Origin of the sequence: Polynucleobacter finlandensis (assembly GCF_018881755.1) — a bacterium.
GTDB lineage: Bacteria > Pseudomonadota > Gammaproteobacteria > Burkholderiales > Burkholderiaceae > Polynucleobacter > Polynucleobacter finlandensis.
This window is the reverse complement of the sequence record NZ_JACVPS010000015.1, coordinates 1-16,908: the sequence shown is the minus strand read 5'-3', so window position 1 is coordinate 16,908 and position 16,908 is coordinate 1. Positions and strand designations below refer to the sequence as shown.

The 16,908-nt window shown below is 44.9% G+C and carries 15 protein-coding genes and 1 tRNA gene; 14 read left to right on the top strand and 2 right to left on the bottom strand.

The features are described 5' to 3' along the window. Nucleotides 1–9: 9 nt before the first annotated feature. On the top strand, nt 10–837 hold the full coding sequence (folE2, locus tag ICN49_RS09985) for a GTP cyclohydrolase FolE2 (RefSeq protein WP_216167927.1): 828 nt from the start codon (nt 10–12) through the stop codon (nt 835–837). Between the two features lie 24 nt (nt 838–861). Here the strand turns inward: folE2 and tsaD are convergent, their stop codons facing one another. Beyond that, nucleotides 862–1,935 carry a tRNA (adenosine(37)-N6)-threonylcarbamoyltransferase complex transferase subunit TsaD gene (gene tsaD / locus ICN49_RS09980; protein WP_216167926.1) on the bottom strand — a complete coding sequence of 358 codons (1,074 nt, stop codon included), beginning with the start codon at nt 1,933–1,935 and terminating at the stop codon, nt 862–864. A gap of 65 nt (nt 1,936–2,000) precedes the next feature. Between tsaD and rpsU the strand changes: the two genes are divergently transcribed. From rpsU to ICN49_RS09915, 13 genes are all read left to right on the top strand, one after another. Continuing rightward, nucleotides 2,001–2,213, top strand: coding sequence for a 30S ribosomal protein S21 (gene rpsU, locus ICN49_RS09975; RefSeq protein WP_011903537.1), 213 nt, complete (start codon nt 2,001–2,003; stop codon nt 2,211–2,213). A 151-nt stretch (nt 2,214–2,364) separates the two neighbouring features. Continuing rightward, the gene (locus ICN49_RS09970) at nt 2,365–2,811 is read left to right on the top strand and encodes a GatB/YqeY domain-containing protein (protein WP_216167925.1); all 447 of its coding nucleotides are present in this window, start codon (nt 2,365–2,367) and stop codon (nt 2,809–2,811) included. A 19-nt stretch (nt 2,812–2,830) separates the two neighbouring features. Continuing rightward, a complete protein-coding gene (gene dnaG, locus ICN49_RS09965) occupies nt 2,831–4,780 on the top strand; it encodes a DNA primase (protein ID WP_216167924.1) in 1,950 nt (649 codons plus the stop codon). Between the two features lie 224 nt (nt 4,781–5,004). After that, entirely contained in the window at nt 5,005–7,554 is a 2,550-nt protein-coding gene (rpoD, locus tag ICN49_RS09960; protein WP_216167923.1) for an RNA polymerase sigma factor RpoD, read from the top strand. A 13-nt stretch (nt 7,555–7,567) separates the two neighbouring features. Next, nucleotides 7,568–7,644 (top strand) — tRNA-Ile (locus tag ICN49_RS09955). A gap of 384 nt (nt 7,645–8,028) precedes the next feature. Continuing rightward, nucleotides 8,029–8,817: an ABC transporter ATP-binding protein gene (locus ICN49_RS09950; RefSeq protein ID WP_216167922.1), complete on the top strand. Its 789-nt coding sequence runs from the start codon at nt 8,029–8,031 to the stop codon at nt 8,815–8,817. Continuing rightward, nucleotides 8,814–9,629 (top strand): ABC transporter permease, encoded by an 816-nt coding sequence (locus ICN49_RS09945; RefSeq protein ID WP_216167921.1) that lies wholly within the window; start codon nt 8,814–8,816, stop codon nt 9,627–9,629. The genes ICN49_RS09950 and ICN49_RS09945 overlap by 4 nt, the downstream gene beginning before the upstream one ends. A gap of 29 nt (nt 9,630–9,658) precedes the next feature. Continuing rightward, nucleotides 9,659–10,630 (top strand): ABC transporter substrate-binding protein, encoded by a 972-nt coding sequence (locus tag ICN49_RS09940; RefSeq protein ID WP_216167920.1) that lies wholly within the window; start codon nt 9,659–9,661, stop codon nt 10,628–10,630. Nucleotides 10,631–10,694: 64 nt separating this feature from the next. Then, the gene (locus ICN49_RS09935; protein ID WP_216167919.1) at nt 10,695–11,993 is read left to right on the top strand and encodes an amidase; all 1,299 of its coding nucleotides are present in this window, start codon (nt 10,695–10,697) and stop codon (nt 11,991–11,993) included. Nucleotides 11,994–12,077: 84 nt separating this feature from the next. Further along, a complete protein-coding gene (locus ICN49_RS09930; protein WP_216861192.1) occupies nt 12,078–12,869 on the top strand; it encodes a sulfite exporter TauE/SafE family protein in 792 nt (263 codons plus the stop codon). A gap of 364 nt (nt 12,870–13,233) precedes the next feature. Then, on the top strand, nt 13,234–14,208 hold the full coding sequence (locus ICN49_RS09925) for a Bug family tripartite tricarboxylate transporter substrate binding protein (protein ID WP_216167918.1): 975 nt from the start codon (nt 13,234–13,236) through the stop codon (nt 14,206–14,208). 20 nt (nt 14,209–14,228) lie between these two features. Further along, on the top strand, nt 14,229–15,290 hold the full coding sequence (locus tag ICN49_RS09920) for an isocitrate/isopropylmalate dehydrogenase family protein (RefSeq protein WP_216167917.1): 1,062 nt from the start codon (nt 14,229–14,231) through the stop codon (nt 15,288–15,290). 18 nt (nt 15,291–15,308) lie between these two features. Then, on the top strand, nt 15,309–16,265 hold the full coding sequence (locus tag ICN49_RS09915; protein ID WP_216167916.1) for an amidohydrolase family protein: 957 nt from the start codon (nt 15,309–15,311) through the stop codon (nt 16,263–16,265). Between the two features lie 168 nt (nt 16,266–16,433). Here the strand turns inward: ICN49_RS09915 and ICN49_RS09910 are convergent. Beyond that, the coding region (locus ICN49_RS09910) for a lactonase family protein (protein ID WP_216167915.1) at nt 16,434–16,908 on the bottom strand (475 nt) is incomplete at its 5' end.

The following is a 16,908-nucleotide window of genomic DNA, read 5'->3' as shown; positions in this document are numbered from 1 at the left end:
AATAGAGCCATGAACGATATGAATGCATCTTTTCTCAAACCTAGTGTGATGGCCGATGTGCAATCCACTCGGGATGAGCGTGCCTTGCCGATTGAGCAAGTAGGCATTCGTGGGGTGCGCCATCCGCTCACCATTCGTACCAAGACTGGTAGCTTTCCATCGGTGGGTAATTTTGAGATGGATGTTGCATTGCCTGCGCATATCAAGGGAACGCACATGTCGCGTTTCATGGCGATCTTGCAACAACAAGATGAGCCAATCGACAGCACCTCTGTAGTTTCTATGGTTCGCGAAATGTTGCCGCTCTTGGATGCCACTGAAGGTCGTGTGCAATTTACTTATACCCATTTCGTCAAAAAAGCAGCGCCGGTCTCAGGTGTTGAAAGTTTGATGGATTACGAAGTTACTTGGATGTCCAAGGGTAAGAAAAATGCCACTGGTTCAATCGATGTTGAATTGAACTTGCGCGCTGTAGTGCCGGTAATGAGTTTGTGCCCTTGCTCAAAAGAGATTTCAGATTTTGGTGCGCACAATCAACGCTCGCATGTGACGATGACAGTGGCACTGGATCCAAAAACCAAAATGACAGTTGAAGATTTGGTGACTGCTGCTGAGAGTGAAGCTTCAAGCGAGTTGTGGGGTTTGCTCAAGCGCCCAGATGAGAAGTGGGTTACCGAACGTTCTTACAGCAATCCAAAATTTGTTGAAGACTTGGTACGTGATGTTGCTGGTCAGCTCAAGGCTGACGAACGCATCCTGTCATTTGTGGTTGAGGCTGAGAACTTTGAGTCGATTCATAATCACAGCGCTTTTGCCAAGATCAGCCTGACAAAATAACGAGTGAAGTTCTACCTCTGAGATTTAAACGAGGTTATTGCTCTGCAAGTCCCAGCGGGGCTTGATATCAAATGCACCCGATGTTGTTGAGCCGTTGTTGGGGGCAAGTAAACGCAGCGCTCCCGCAAAGGCAATCATCACCCCGTTATCCGTACACAGATCTAGTGGTGGGTAGTGCACTTCAAAACCATTTTTAGTCGCTTTCTCATTCAGCGCTGCGCGCAACTGCAAGTTCGCGCCGACACCACCAGCAAGTACTAAATGCTTACAGCCTGTTTGCTTGAGCGCTCTTTCGGATTTGCTAACTAATACTGCAACCAAGGATTCTACGAAGGCCCTTGCCAGGTCAGCATGAAATTGCGCCACTTCAGTTGCGTCGGTAATATTTTTTTCTTGAAACTTTTTCACTTGGTTCAGAACCGCTGTCTTTAATCCAGAGAATGAAAAATCGAGATCACCGGAATGCAGCATTGGCTTAGGCAGATCAAATTGACTAGGCCGTCCTTTTTCTGCCAGTTTAGAAATCGCTGCACCACCTGGGTAATCCAAGCCTAATAGCTTGGCTGTTTTATCAAATGCTTCTCCCGCGGCATCGTCTAGCGTTTCACCAAGGAGCTCATAACGACCAACCCCACTGACTTTCATTAACTGGGTATGGCCACCTGAAACCAGTAAGGCAATAAACGGAAATTGCGGCGCTGTTTCCCCTAAAAGCGGGGATAGTAGGTGCCCTTCAAGGTGATGGACCCCAATGGAGGGGAGGTTTAGGCCTTGGGCAAGGGATTTAGCAAAGGCACTGCCCACTAGGAGGGCCCCAGCTAGGCCAGGGCCTTGGGTATAGGCCACCGCATCAATATCCTTGAGTGCCAGTCCAGACTGGGCTAAAGACTCGTCTAAAAGGGGTAAAACCCGGCGAATATGGTCTCTAGAAGCCAATTCCGGTACAACGCCCCCATATTCACGGTGCATAGCAATCTGCGAGTGCAGGGCCTGCCCCAGAATGCCTAGGGAAGCGGGTTGTGCACTCTCCCAGGGCATGGTGTTGTATAAAGCCACCCCGGTCTCGTCACAAGAAGTTTCTATACCTAAAACAATCATTTTTCGCTTAGCCGTGATAGAATCCGTGATTCAGTAATTTTCCAGCATAAACGAGTTAAACAAGTATGACTACAGTACGCCTCCGTGAGAACGAACCTTTTGAAGTGGCATTACGCCGTTTCAAGCGCACCATTGAAAAAAATGGCCTTTTGACCGACTTGCGTGCTCGCGAGTTCTATGAAAAGCCAACTGCTGAGCGCAAGCGCAAAAAAGCAGCAGCTGCAAAACGCCATTACAAGCGTATTCGCAGCCAGATGTTGCCTAAAAAGCTTTACTAATCGCATTTAAAAGCTCTCTTCACCGAGAAGCTTTGAAACCCGCTGACGGTGAAACGCAGCGGGTTTTTGCTTTTTCAGCGTCCGAGTAATAATCGTTAGAAAATCAATGTAAGAATCCATTCAGGGTATTCAGTACAACAGGAAACATGACATGAGTCTCAAAGACCAAATTACCGAAGATATGAAAAACGCTATGCGTGCAAAAGACGTTGCACGTTTAGGGGCCATCCGTCTTTTATTGGCTGCCATTAAGCAACGTGAAGTAGATGAGCGCATCGTGGTCGATGATGCTGGCGTCATAGCGACTGTAGAAAAAATGATGAAGCAACGCAAAGATTCAATCTCTCAGTTTGAAAAAGCTGGGCGCGATGATTTGGTTGCAATTGAAGCTGGCGAAATGGCCATCTTGCAAGCGTATTTGCCTGCGCAATTGTCAGATGCTGAGGTTGAAGCTGCAGTAGCTGCGGCGGTGAGCGCCACTGGTGCGGCTGGTCCTCAAGACATGGGAAAAGTCATTGGTACTCTCAAGGCGCAATTGGCTGGTAAGGCGGACATGGGAAAAGTTTCTGCCTTGGTGAAAGCCGCTCTGGCGAAGTGAGCCACTCAGTTCAGCGCTAATGGCACTCATCCCTCAATCCTTCATTGCCGATCTTTTAAATCGGATTGACATCGTTGATGTGGTTGGGGAGCACGTAAAGTTAAAAAAAGCGGGTGCAAACTATCAAGGTCTGTGCCCGTTTCATTCTGAAAAATCCCCTTCATTTTCTGTTTCACCCACCAAGCAGTTTTATCACTGCTTTGGTTGCGGAGCGCATGGCTCAGCCATTAGTTTTGCGATGGAGTATTCGGGGTTGGGTTATGTAGATGCGATTGAAGATTTAGCGCGTTCAGCTGGACTTACTGTGCCACGTGAGGAGCGTACCGCTCAAGACGTAGCAAGACAGCAACAAGCGATGGCTCTGAGCGAAGTCATGAGTGCGGCATCTGATTGGTATCGCGCACAACTCAAAGTGGCGCCACGTGCCGTGGAATATTTAAAAGGTCGTGGCCTTACCGGAGAAATTGCCAAGCGTTATTCCTTAGGTTATGCACCAGATGGTTGGCAAGGCCTCGAAGCAGTATTTGGTACTTACGCTAATGATGAAGTGGCTAAAACATTATTAGAGGGTGGCTTACTCATTCAGAGTGAGCAGAGCGAAGGCAATCAAACCGCAAGACGTTACGATCGCTTTCGTGATCGGATTATGTTTCCGATTCGTAATCCCAAAGGTCAGGTGATTGGTTTTGGTGGGCGCATCTTGGATCAAGGCGAGCCGAAGTATTTAAATTCCCCTGAGACGCCACTCTTCTCTAAGGGCAATACGCTCTATGGATTATTTGAGGCAAGACAGGCCATTCGTGCACAAGAATATGTCTTGGTGTGCGAAGGCTATATGGATGTAGTGGCGCTTGCGCAATTGGGTTTCCCGAATGCCGTAGCTACTTTAGGTACTGCATGTACCGCTAATCATGTGCGTATGCTCTTGCGCCAAACCGATCGCGTGGTCTTTTCGTTTGATGGTGATTCTGCAGGGCAACGTGCAGCGCAGAGAGCGCTAGAAGCTTGCTTGCCCTTGATGTCTGACGATAAAGAAATTCGTTTCTTATTCTTACCGACTGAACATGACCCGGATAGTTATGTTCGTGCCTATGGTGCCCCTGCTTTTGAAAAAGTCATTAAAGAGGCGATGTCAATCTCGAGCTTCTTCTTCAAGATTGCTAGCGAAGGGCATGAACTCACCACGCCAGAGGGTAGGGCGCAAACGCATCATGCGGCTAAACCTTTGTTGCTCTCCATGCCACCGATCGCTTTGCGTACACAAATATTGCGCGAGCTGGCGATCAGAACAAACTCAACACCTGCAGAGTTAGAGGCTTTTTGTGGTTTAACAGTAGCACCTGCTCCTGTACAAACTGGATCGTATTCTGCAAGCCCAACGCGTGCACCTGGCTTTACGAATACCAACACTGGTAATAGAGCGCAAGGCGCACCATGGCAAGCTTCAAAGGGATCTTCCAAAAGAGTCGTTGCACAAAACATTGCTCCCCCTCAAGCGCCCACGGATTTGGCTGTACAAATTTTGCGGGTATTAATTCAGTTTCCGCATTTGGGTAAGGCTTTAGATCCTAATAAACGCGACTTAGCTTTGCAGGCATCTGAACAACGCTCTACTAAGACGCTCACATTGATGCAAGATTTATTGGCGCAATGCGATCAAGTCGAGCTAGTACCTGGTGAAGGTGAAAAGCCCGCTATGGTCGGGGCGGGTGCTTTTGCCATGTTCCAAGAGCAACTGTCTCGTAGCGAATTGGCGCCGATGTACGAAGCGCTCAGAAAGCGGGTCATGGGGTCTGATTTAGATCTAGAGGGTGCTGAGGCTGATTTAGATGGCGCCTTTAAAAAGCTCGAGTTAACCCATCTCAAGCTAGAGATGACTCAGATTGCCCAAAAGCTTGCCGCAAACACGGCAACCGACCAAGATCGGGCTAGATATCGTGAGTTAGGCGAGAGGCTGAAGTTCTCGTAAGAAATAACGGATTTCACCCTAGAAATCAGAGAAATTAACCCCATATTTTTACGATAAGTGGGGGTAAAAAAGTCACAATCGACTATAATCCTCTGTTCCCAAGAAAAAAACGATTTAATTCAGTCACTTGCGCTTTATTTTGATGAAATTTTGGGCAAGTGAACAACGTGGCTGTACTTAATCAGTCGATATCAATCAACAGTAATGTGAGTAAGTGCTAATAAATGCCTAATATCAAGAAAAAACCAGCCGCTAAAACAACTCTAAAAGCAAAAGCTCCGGCAAAACCTGCAGCCAAAGCAAAGACGCCTGCTAAGCCAGTTGCTAAAGCAAAAGCTCCAGCAAAACCGGTAGCCAAGGCAAAGACTCCAGCCAAGCCGGTTAAAGCCCCAGCAAAACCTGCAGCCAAAGCAAAGACGCCTGCTAAGCCAGTCGCCAAAGCAAAGGCCCCAGCAAAACCTGCAGCTAAGCCAGTCGCTAAGGCAAAGGCTCCAGCAAAACCTGCAGCTAAGCCAGTCGCTAAAGCAAAGACTCCAGCCAAACCAGTAAAGGCTGTTGCAAAGCCGGTAGCAAAGACTCCGGCCAAAGCTTCTAAACCAGTCGCAAAAGTTGAGCCTGCTAAAAAAGAAAAAGCAGTTGTTGTTAAGGCTGTACCAGCAAAAGCTGTGAAGGCCGAGCCAAAAGCAGATGCAAAAGCAGAAGCTAAGGGGAAAAAAGTAAAAGCACCAGAAGTTGAGGGTGCTACTGAAGTTGTTGGTGAAGAGAAAAAAGTTCGCGGTCGTAAAGCCAAGGCTGACGCTCCGGTTGAGGGCGCAGAGCCAGTCTTAACCGACCGTCAAAAGGCGCGTGAGCGTAAGGCAAAAGAAAAAGCGCTTTTAAAAGAATTCGCAGCACAACAGTTGGGCTCTGAAGCACAGCAAGAGTTGCGTCGTACACGTCTGAAGACTCTGATTAAGATGGGTAAGTCCAAGGGTTACTTAACTCATGGTGAGATGAATGACGTGATGTCTGATGAGTTATCTGATGCCGATGCATTGGAAACTTTGATTAGCCTTTTAAACGACATCAACATTACTGTTTACGAGCAAGCCCCTGATGCTGAAACCCTCTTATTAAATGAGAATGGTTCTGCAGCAACTACAGAAGAAGAGGCTGAAGAAGAAGCGGAAGCTGCTTTATCAACGGTTGATTCAGAGTTTGGTCGTACAACTGATCCAGTCCGCATGTATATGCGTGAGATGGGTACGGTTGATTTGCTGACTCGCGAAGGCGAGATCGTGATTGCCAAGAAGATTGAGGCTGGCCTCAAAGACATGGTGATGGCGCTAGCTGCTTGCCCAGTCACCATTGGCGAAATTTTGATCAACGTCGATAAGATCATTAGCGGTGAAATCGAGATCGATCAATTCGTAGACGGATTGGTAGATCCAAATGCTGAAGATATTAAGCTTGGACCAGAAGAGCCAGAAGTTGATCCAGATGCCGAAGAGGGCGAAGATGTTGGTGAAGACGAAGGCGGCGGTGGCGGCGGTGCGGCTACAGCGAATGCAAAACAGCTTGAAGAGTTAAAGCAGATTTCCCTTGAGAAATTTGCAATTGTTCGTACTCAGGCCGATAAGATGCGCCGTGCATTTGATAAAGAAGGTTATAACTGCCCAGCGTATATCAAGGCGCAAGATCTCATCCGCGGTGAGTTGCTTGGTTTCCGTTTGACTGCGAAGAGTGTTGAGAAGTTGTGTGACACCATGCGCTCACAAGTGGATCAAGTTTGGAAGTTAGAGCGCGGCATTGTTAGCTTATTAGTAGACAAGGTTGGCGTAAATCGTGGTGATGTCTTGAAAGACTTCCCTAAGATGTCCATGAATCTGACTTGGACTGATAAGTTGCTAAAAGAGAACAAGCCATATACCGCACTCTTGCAACGTAACGTGCCTGCTGTTCAAGAACTTCAACAGAAGTTAATTGATATTCAAACCCGTGTTGTTATTCCACTTCCAGAATTAAAAGAAGTGAACAAACGCATGACTGCTGGTGAGAAGCGTGCACGTGAAGCAAAGCGCGAGATGACTGTAGCCAACTTACGTTTGGTGATCTCGATTGCTAAGAAATACACCAACCGTGGTTTACAGTTCTTGGATTTGATTCAAGAAGGAAACATCGGTTTGATGAAGGCGGTAGATAAGTTTGAATACCGTCGTGGTTATAAGTTCTCCACCTATGCAACTTGGTGGATTCGTCAGGCGATTACCCGTTCTATCGCTGACCAAGCCCGTACGATCCGTATCCCGGTTCACATGATTGAAACGATCAATAAGATGAACCGTATCAGCCGTCAAATCTTGCAAGAAACTGGTCATGAGCCAGATGCTGCAACTTTGGCGCTGAAGATGGAGATTCCTGAAGACAAGATTCGTAAGATTATGAAGATTGCTAAAGAGCCTATCTCCATGGAAACGCCAATTGGCGACGATGAAGATTCTCATTTAGGTGACTTCATTGAGGATGGCAATACCTTGGCTCCAGCTGAAGCCGCATTGCATGAATCTATGCGCGATGTGGTGAAGGATGTTCTGGATTCATTAACACCACGCGAAGCAAAAGTATTACGTATGCGTTTCGGTGTTGAGATGAGTACAGATCACACGCTCGAAGAAGTTGGTAAACAGTTTGACGTGACGCGTGAGCGTATTCGTCAGATAGAAGCTAAGGCCCTGAGAAAAATGCGTCATCCAAGCCGCAGCGACAAACTCAAGACTTTCCTCGAAGAGGATTGAACCAAAGACTAACGGGCCTATAGCTCAGTTGGTTAGAGCAGAGGACTCATAATCCTTTGGTCCCAGGTTCAAGTCCTGGTGGGCCCACCAATGAAATCAACGACTTAGGGAGAAATTCCTAAGTCGTTTTTCTTTCTGTGCTACTAGGTGTGTAAGCAATCTTCACACATCTTCCAGCGCAACTCCAATAAACATATGGGTCTCTAGTTGGAGCAATGAACTGCTTGTAGGTTGTGGGTAATCAACATTGCAAGTACTTGTGACTTCGGATGAGAGCAATCCCAAATGAACATCCATATAAACCTATCGACACTTTTTATTTTGATTCACCAATGAATTGAAGGTGCGCACCAGATTGATGAATGCTGCACTCTTATCGATGAATGCCGCACTAAATGAATGCAAATGGACTCGCTAGTGGTGCAAGCACATGTAAGTATCAACCCTAATAAAAATATTTAATGGAGATTGATAGTGAGTAACCCTGTAGTTCAACTTTCATTGGATTCAATACATAAATCATTCGCCAGCAAAGGCGGACCAGTTCCCGTTCTTAACGGACTCACATTTGACGTGATGGAGCAGGATTTTCTGAGCATCATTGGGCCTAGTGGCTGCGGAAAGTCGACGATCTTCAATATCATCGCCGGCCTGCTTGAGACTGATAGCGGCAATATGATCTATCGAGGCAACAAAATTCAAAGCCTAAGAGGTAAGGTGGGCTACATGATGCAAAAGGACCTACTGTTCCCATGGCGCACAGTTCTCGAGAACGTCATGCTTGGATTACGGGTGCGCGGCGAGGATGATGCCAATGGAGTGGAAAAGGCAAGAGACTATCTCAATACTTTTGGCTTATCTGGATTTGAAAAAGCTTACCCTCAGACCCTATCAGGCGGCATGCGACAGCGCGTTGCACTCATTCGTACCCTTCTAATGGATCCGGACATACTCTTGTTAGATGAGCCATTTTCAGCTTTAGATTACCAAACCAGACTGTACCTTGAGAGCGTTTTGTTAGATGCCGTAGCAAAGTTTAAAAAGACAGTCATTCTGGTCACTCACGATATTGATGAAGCTGTTGCTCTATCTAAACGGGTAGTTGCTCTAAGCGGAAGACCTACCGTAGTAAAAAATGTACATCATATTGATATTGAGCGATCCTCCCCGATAGAGGCTAGATCGCATAAAAATTTCGGCGAATATTTTCATCTTCTCTGTTCAGAGTTGGATATCCAAACTAGAAAGGATGAAGTGGTATGAATCAAGAGAAGCGATCCATAAGTCAAATGCTGGAAACCGGTTTTGGAAAGTCCCTTATCCAAATTTTATCGGTTGTGATTTTTTTCGCCATATGGCAAACATTGGCGGAGTTTGGGCTCATCTCAGAGTTTTTAATTGGCACTCCATTTGGTATTTGGAAGCGGTTTATCGCAAGTGTGATGGATTACTCAATCTTTATTGATACGGGATACACGCTCTGGGAAGCTTTATTAGGTTTTGTCATTGGCACCCTTGTTGGGACAAGTATTGGGTTACTACTGTGGTACTCAAAATGGGTGTCACAAATTGTTGAGCCATTCATTGTTGCTATCAATAGCGTTCCTAAAATTGCTTTGGCTCCCATTATTTTGCTTTGGTTTGGTACGGGCTTGGGCGCTAAGGTTGTTTTAGTCGTTTCTATGACGGCCATTATTGCCTTGATCGCAGCTCATCAAGCAACCAAAGAGGCCGATAAAGATTTGCAATCACTGCTTTACTCAATGGGTGCAAATAGGAAACAAATATTTCGTCAAGTCGTTGTTCCCTCGTCAATGCCGGCAATTGTTTCCAATTTTCGTATCAATGTAGGTTTTGGATTAGTTGGCGCTGTTGTAGGTGAATTTATTTCATCTAAAGCTGGTTTGGGGCACATGATTTATAACGCATCAAGCTTGTATGAGCTCAATTCAGTATGGGTTGGATTATTCATGCTCATGATCGTCGGTTTCTTTTTGTATCACGGTATTGATGCCTTGGAGCGCCTCTTATTCCCATGGCGCGATGATGCAGGACGTACACAAATTCGGATGTAATTTTTTTAATAATCTCACGGAGGTTTTTCATGAAATCGATTTATAGAAAGCTACAAGTAACGGTTGCGGCGTTAGCCATTGCCGGCGCGTCGTTTAGCGCAACTGCTGAAGTAAAAACAGTCACTATTTCTCAGGCGTTTCAGTCGATGTTGTATTTACCCCTTTATGTCGCAATTGATAAAGGTTTCTTTAAAGACCAAGGCTTAAGTGTGATTAAAGAAACTGCTGGATCTCCCACTGCAGCTTTATCTTCAGTGCTTTCAGGAAGTTCGCAATTTTCAATTCATGGCCCTGAATGGACTGCCATTGCCGCTTCAAAAGGCGCCAATGTTGGCGTTATTAGTAATGCAGTTAACGGCGCAGCTGTATGGATTGCAACAGCTCCTGATGTCAAATTTACAAGTATTAAGGATATCAAGGGTCAAAAAGTAGTGACTGGTTTAATGCCAACGACAAGTACTTCCTTATTCCTTAAGTTGCTTAAAGAAAATGGCATGAGTGAAAAAGATGTCGACACGATCCAAGTTCCTCTTGGTACTGAGCCAGCAGCCTTATTGGGCGGCCAAGCTAAAGTAGCAGTCTTATACGAGCCAGGTCTTGATCAGGTAGCGATTAAGGGAATGAAGGTTGTTTTGGGCTTCCCGAAAACTTATGGTGCTTACGCTTTCTCATCCATTACTGCAATGAAGACTGTTGACCCTGTTTCTGCTCAGAGAATGGTGAACGGCATGGAAGTTGCGCTTCGTTTTATGGCTAAAGATCCTAAGGGCGCTATTGAGGTTGCTAAGAAGGAATTTCCAACACTTGATCCACAAGTGGTTGAAAATGCGGTAACTCGTATGATGAGTGAAAACGTTTTTCCAAAGAACGTTCAAATTACTCCTGCAGCACTCAAAATTTCAATGGATACACAAATTGCTTTGGGCAACCTAAAAGAGCAGCCTGCATTTGAAAATTTTATTAACGAAACCTATATTCAAAACGCTTTAAAACTAAAGTAATCTCGATTATTAATCTACTTGGGGCGTATTTTTACGCCCCATTTCTTTGGCTTAACTAAAAAATATGAAAAACACAATTGGACTAACTGAGGCTTGTAACTTAATTTCTGCTAATCGACTGAAGCCCATGGATTTATTGCAGACATCTTTTGATAAGGCAAATGAGGTAGAGCCAGTTCTCAAGGCCTTTGTCTCAAGGGCTACATTAGAGTCAATGGCAAAGCAGATAAAACCTGGCCCACTCTCAGGAATTCCAATTGCCGTAAAAGATATTATCAATACGGTTGATCTTCCAACGACTAATGGGTCACCAATCTATAAAGATAAGACCCCCGCTGAAGATGCAGCTATTGTTCAAAAAATTCGCAGTCTTGGCGGAATAATTTTTGGTAAATCAGTTACTACTGAATTTGCATGGCGTAATCCAGGCCCAACGACAAACCCTGTTAATGCAGAACATACGCCCGGTGGATCCTCTAGCGGGTCGGCTGCATCAGTTGGCGCGGGGATAGTGCCATTAGGTCTAGGCTCACAAACGCAAGGCTCAATTATTAGGCCGGCAGCATATTGTGGGGTAGTGGGGTATAAGGCAAGCTATGGTGCGGTTTCCAAGTCTGGAGCTCACGCCTTATCTTATTCACTAGATCACATTGGATTTTTCACACGGTCAGTTGATGATATGGCGTTTGCTTTTAACAATTTAAAAAATAGCGATTGGTCTGACCCAGAGTTAATTGTTATTGCTGACTTGGTATTTGGCGTTAACAGAGAATTGCCGATGTTAGATAAGCCGAAGATTGCTTTGCTGGAGACGCCGCTAGACCATATGATGTCTGATGACCAAAAGCAGGCTTTGCATTTAGCCGCGCAGAGACTCGAGGAGTCCGGTGCTATTGTTCAAAAACTATCTTTGCCACAAGAGTATTGGGATGCGATTCAGGCGATGAATCTCATTATGGAGGCAGAGGCCGCAGAAATTCATGCGGATCATTCTCAGCATGTGAATGATTTACTTAGCATTCATATTCAAGAGTTGGTGGCCAGGGGTCTAAAACATAGTGCGCCTGCTTATATCGCTGCAAAGTTTCTGCAGAAAAAGCTCCGCACATCTATCGGCACTTATTTTGATAAATTTGATGCATTCTTAATGGCTCCTGCAAGTGGGGAAGCTCCGAAGAGCTTAGTCTCTACTGGTGATCCGATTTTCTGTGCCCTTTGGAGCTTTTTAGGAATACCTTCCATTACTATTCCTGCTGGCAAGTCAAAGAATGGATTGCCACTAGGTATACAGCTCATTGGGAACTACCGAGGTGACGCTAAATTACTCAGTGTTGCAAAATTTTCTGAGTTTGCTCTGGCATAAAAATAATTTTGCACACCCTAACTCGTGAAGTTCTGCTTTTTCTTTTTGGGGTGATGTATTTCAATAATTGATATCGCTTGGTTGATGTTGGGTGGGACTGTATCTGGATTCTTGGCTGGATTGCTAGGAATCGGGGGTGGAATGATTTTAGTTCCACTGATGATTTTAATATTTGGTCATTTAGGATTTAATCAAAATGTTCTGATGCATATGGCAATTGCAACAGGTATGGCCAGCGTTTTGTTTACCACTTCCTCGGCTGTGATGGCTCACCAGAAATACGGCAATATTAATTGGAGGCTGGTTAGCGCCCTATCCCCCGGGCTTGTGTTAGGGGCATTAATAGGCGGCAGCAAATTTTTTGATGTCATTAATGGGGCTTGGCTATCGCTGGGTTTTGCTATTTTTATCATCTACTCATCTAGCCAAATGATTTTTAATAAAGCCCCTCATGCTGCACGAGCTCTGCCTGGAGCCTTTGGGCTCTTTGCTTTTGGCGTGTTGACGGGTGTGATCGCGAGTCTATTAGGTGCGGGCGGCGCCTTTATTACAGTCCCATTTATGATTTGGTGCAATATTAAGCCCCATAGTGCTATGGCAAATTCATCTGGCTTGGGTTTTCCAATCGCTGCATCATCCACGTTGGGGTATATCTATGGGGGTTGGGGAAATTTATCTCTGCCGGAGTACTCACTTGGCTATGTGTATGTACCCGCATTGCTGTGTATTGTTATTACGAGTGTGCTTGTTGCGCCTCTAGGGGCAAAAGTGGTTAGCAACATAGAAGTTCCAAAATTAAAGCGAATTTTTGGATTCACTCTTTTATTTGTTGCTTTATTTATGCTGAACGAAAGCAGAAAGGCTTTTGGGTTTTAAACCGGTTTAATTGCTAGATCATAAAATACTGCGGAGCAACGAGGTATTAGATGGCTGCTCCAAAAATCCTGTGGTTTTGAAAGCCAAAAAGTAAAATCATACTTTTTATATTCTCGTTAGATTAGTCGCAAAAATATTCACACACTGATAATCAGGATGTGTAACCTATTGAAATCCTGGCGGTTTTCTTTAAATGTCTGCCCTCACAGTCCGTTGGTCTCAGATTTAAGACCTAGTGAGTCCATCAGAAAATGTGGGAGTTTTATCTTTGTGTAATATCTACTTATGGTCGATAAATCATTCCCACGCTTTAGAGCCAGGTTTAAGATCATTCAACTACTTTGCATAGGTCAATCTCAATAGAATGAAGACAATTTTTTGCGCGCTGTTAACCGCACTATTCTTAATTTCACATTGCAACGCACAAAGTTCTGCGCCCCCTTTTCCTAATAAACCTGTAACGATTGTGGTTGCCTATGCCCCAGGGGGTCTGGGTGATGTTCTAGCTAGACGATTAGCAGATAAGCTGAGTATTCGCACAAAACAAACTTTTGTAGTTGAAAACAAGCCAGGGGCTACAGGGGCCCTAGCCACAAGATATGTTGCCAAATCAAAACCTGATGGTTACATCCTCCTTTTAGGCCAAACTGGCGAAATGGTGATCAATCCAATTGTGAATAAGGATGTGGGCTACGATACCAATAAAGATTTCAGGCCCGTTGCACTAATAGGAGATGCCCCTCTCATTCTTGCGGCACCAGGAAACTCTAGCTATCGTACCCTCCCTGAATTTATTAAGCTCGCCAAAGCAAAACCAGGCTCAATGACTTACGCCTCATCGGGTAGTGGGACGCCCGGACATTTAGCTGCGGCATCTCTAGCGCAAGATATGAATATTAATATGGCGCATGCCCCCTATAAGGGAGCTGGGCAGGCAATGACTGATTTGCTTGGCGGTCATGTCGATATCTTTTTCTCAAGCGCACCCGCTGTCATTCCTCATATTGAAAGCAAAACTCTCAGAGCGCTTGCGGTATCTTCCGAAAAGAGAATGGCTATTCTTCCTGAAGTGCATACCGTATCCGAAGATGCCATTAAGGGATTTAACTTTACACTTTGGGGAGGTATTTTTGCCCCCGTAGGTACTCCAGATTATGTTGCAAATTACTTAAATGCTGAAATTAACGAGGTATTAAAAGATCCGTCCTTTAGCGGCCCCTTAGAGAAGGATGGCTTATTCATTAAGATAAATTCACAAGCCGAGTTTATGGAGTTCATTAAGCGTGAAACTATTAAATACAGCAAACTATTAAAGACCATTGAAATTAAGAACGACTAGATTCAAATTAAGAAGAAGACATGAAAATCATCATTATTCCTGGGGACGGTATCGGCCCAGAAACCATGGCTGTGACAACTCAAGTATTGGAGAACGCCTCTGCTAAATTTAATTTAGGCTTAAAACTGGAGCAAGAAATTGCTGGACATAGTAGCTTAGAAAAATATGGTAGCACCGTTACCTCAATACTGCTTGAAAAAGTAAAGGCGGCTAACGGCCTGATGCTCGGACCCATGGCAACGTACGATTTCAAAGATGAGTCTAAAGGCGAGATTAATCCCTCTAAATTCTTTAGAAAAGAATTAGATCTATTTGCCAATATTCGGCCGTCGCGCACATATCCAAAGGTACCGACCTGCGTAAAGCCTTTTGATCTAGCTGTCGTACGAGAAAATACTGAAGGCTTTTATGCTGATAGGAATATTGAATCTGGCGGCAGCGAAATGCTCATCACGCCTGATGTAGTTATTTCTCTGAGAAGGATTACCAGGCAATGTTGTGAACGTATTGCAAAAGCAGCTTTTGAGCTAGCAATGACTCGCAAAAAGCATGTCACCATTGTTCACAAAGCGAACGTCCTCAAAATTGGTGATGGTATGTTTATCGATATTTGCAAAGCCATTGGCCAAAACTATCCACAAGTGCAAATTGATGATTTCATTGTTGATGCCATGATGGCTCATGTTGTGCGTGCACCAGAACGCTTTGATACTATCGTCACAACTAATATGTTCGGAGATATTTTGTCTGACCTTACGGCGGAGCTATCTGGCAGTCTTGGCCTAGGTGGTTCGCTTAATGCTGGGGAGCAATACGCCATGGGCCAGGCAGCACATGGCTCTGCGCCTGATATTGCTGGTAAGGATATCGCTAACCCATTCTCGCTTGTTCTATCAGCAGCCATGCTCTTAAACTGGCATGGCCAAAAAACCACTCAAGTTCAGTTTACTGATGCATCAAAAGCAATTGAAAAATGCGTTGGGCTATTAATTGACTCCGGCGAAGTAACCAGAGATATTGGCGGAAACCTGGGTACCAAAGCAGTAGGCGATTCTTTTGTTAGACATTTTTCTAAAGGCTAGTTTTTTTAAGGGTAGGCCATGATCACTAGAAGAAATTTCATTGCCAGTTCAACTGCACTACTCGCGGGTAGCACACTTTTCTCTACCGAATCTTTTGCGGAGTCTCAATTGAAGCCTAACTTTGATGTGCCTGTTGGTGCATGTGATTGTCATATTCATGTTATCGGTCCCCAATCTAAATACCCTATGGTTTCAGATCGAGTTTATACCCCACCTGAGTGTGGAGTACCTGAGCTCAGAAAACATCTCACGCAACTACATCTTTCCAGGGTGGTATTAATTCAGCCTAGTTTTTATGGTACAGATAACACCTTCCAGCTACTCTCTACTGAAGAGATGGGTAATTCTGCTCGTGCAGTGATTGTGATTGATGAGAAAACTTCCGATCAAGACTTGACTAAAATGATTGTTATGGGTGCCCGCGGTGTTCGCATGAATCTCTCTACCTCCGGCATCTTTGATGCTGAAGTGGCGCGCAAACAATTAATTTCCTTGGCGCAGCGTATAAAAGATTTTGGACTACATATTCAGATCTACGCATCAGCTAAGGTTATTGCCGGCATAGCCGATACCATCTACACTCTTCCGGTGCCTGTTGTTTTTGATCACTTCGCCTCCATCAAAGCAAAGGGCTTTGAGAAACAAGTAGAGTTACCTGTGATTTTGGATCTAGCTAGGTCAGGCCAAATTTATATCAAGTTATCTGGTATTTATCGAATTTCTGAAGCGGGCCCTGACTATTCTGAAGTAAAAGATTTGGCTCAGCTTTACGTAGAAACCAATCCTGATCGCATGCTCTGGGCAAGTGATTGGCCCCATACCAATACCATCGCCGGCATTCCAGCAACCCAAGTAACACCTTACAGAATTGCTAACGACGTGAGGGTCTTTAACTTACTACCGGATTGGATTCCAAATCGCCAAAATTTAGTGAAAGTACTAGTGAGCAATCCGGAGCGTCTATATCGCTTCTAGAGTGGACTTAATAGAGGTTTTTCATTTAGTGACAATAAGAGCGTAAGCAATCTCCCATATCTTCCGCCACCGCCTCAATAAACATATAGATCTGCCGGGGTAGGAATGGAGCTCTAGGCTATTAAAAAAAGCCACCCGGAGGCGGCTCTCATTTTGTGAATCATAGCGTCACTTCGTTTTTACAAATGTAACCCAGTTTGCACCTTTACCAGCAGGCACTCTTTCAATTAGAGCGAGCTCGCCAGTACTTTGGTTTATGGAATAAAGCGAAACCTTCTCAGACTTTTGCCCGGAGGCAACTAAAAATTGTCCGCTAGGATCAACGTTAAATCCCCTAGGCATTTCCTCTGTTGGAATGTTAAATAAATATTTTACTTTTCCTGTTGCTGGGTCTACTTCAAAGCCGCTTAATGTACTCTTAGTTCTTTCGGATGTGTAAAGAAATTTACCATTAGGGGTCAATTTAATTTCAGCGCAGAAGATCATATTAGAGTCATCAAAAGCAGTCGCCTCAGGTGAGCCAGTTGGAGGTCTTGGTCTGCCGGGCACCAACTTGCTATCACTTGGAAGGCTTGAGGTAGCTTGAATTTGAGTTAAGGTTCCCGACTTGATATCCCTAGCAAAGACAATAACTTCGCCGGTT

Excerpts from the sequence above, each read along its gene's own strand:
- rpoD (WP_216167923.1), top strand. The coding sequence starts at position 5,005 with ATGCCTAATATCAAGAAAAAACCAGCCGCTAAAACAACTCTAAAAGCA.
- ICN49_RS09930 (WP_216861192.1), top strand. The coding sequence starts at position 12,078 with ATGTTGGGTGGGACTGTATCTGGATTCTTGGCTGGATTGCTAGGAATC.
- ICN49_RS09920 (WP_216167917.1), top strand. The coding sequence starts at position 14,229 with ATGAAAATCATCATTATTCCTGGGGACGGTATCGGCCCAGAAACCATG.
- dnaG (WP_216167924.1), top strand. The coding sequence starts at position 2,831 with ATGGCACTCATCCCTCAATCCTTCATTGCCGATCTTTTAAATCGGATT.
- ICN49_RS09970 (WP_216167925.1), top strand. The coding sequence starts at position 2,365 with ATGAGTCTCAAAGACCAAATTACCGAAGATATGAAAAACGCTATGCGT.
- ICN49_RS09940 (WP_216167920.1), top strand. The coding sequence starts at position 9,659 with ATGAAATCGATTTATAGAAAGCTACAAGTAACGGTTGCGGCGTTAGCC.
- ICN49_RS09935 (WP_216167919.1), top strand. The coding sequence starts at position 10,695 with ATGAAAAACACAATTGGACTAACTGAGGCTTGTAACTTAATTTCTGCT.
- ICN49_RS09945 (WP_216167921.1), top strand. The coding sequence starts at position 8,814 with ATGAATCAAGAGAAGCGATCCATAAGTCAAATGCTGGAAACCGGTTTT.
- tsaD (WP_216167926.1), bottom strand. The coding sequence starts at position 1,935 with ATGATTGTTTTAGGTATAGAAACTTCTTGTGACGAGACCGGGGTGGCT.
- rpsU (WP_011903537.1), top strand. The coding sequence starts at position 2,001 with ATGACTACAGTACGCCTCCGTGAGAACGAACCTTTTGAAGTGGCATTA.
- ICN49_RS09915 (WP_216167916.1), top strand. The coding sequence starts at position 15,309 with ATGATCACTAGAAGAAATTTCATTGCCAGTTCAACTGCACTACTCGCG.
- ICN49_RS09925 (WP_216167918.1), top strand. The coding sequence starts at position 13,234 with ATGAAGACAATTTTTTGCGCGCTGTTAACCGCACTATTCTTAATTTCA.
- folE2 (WP_216167927.1), top strand. The coding sequence starts at position 10 with ATGAACGATATGAATGCATCTTTTCTCAAACCTAGTGTGATGGCCGAT.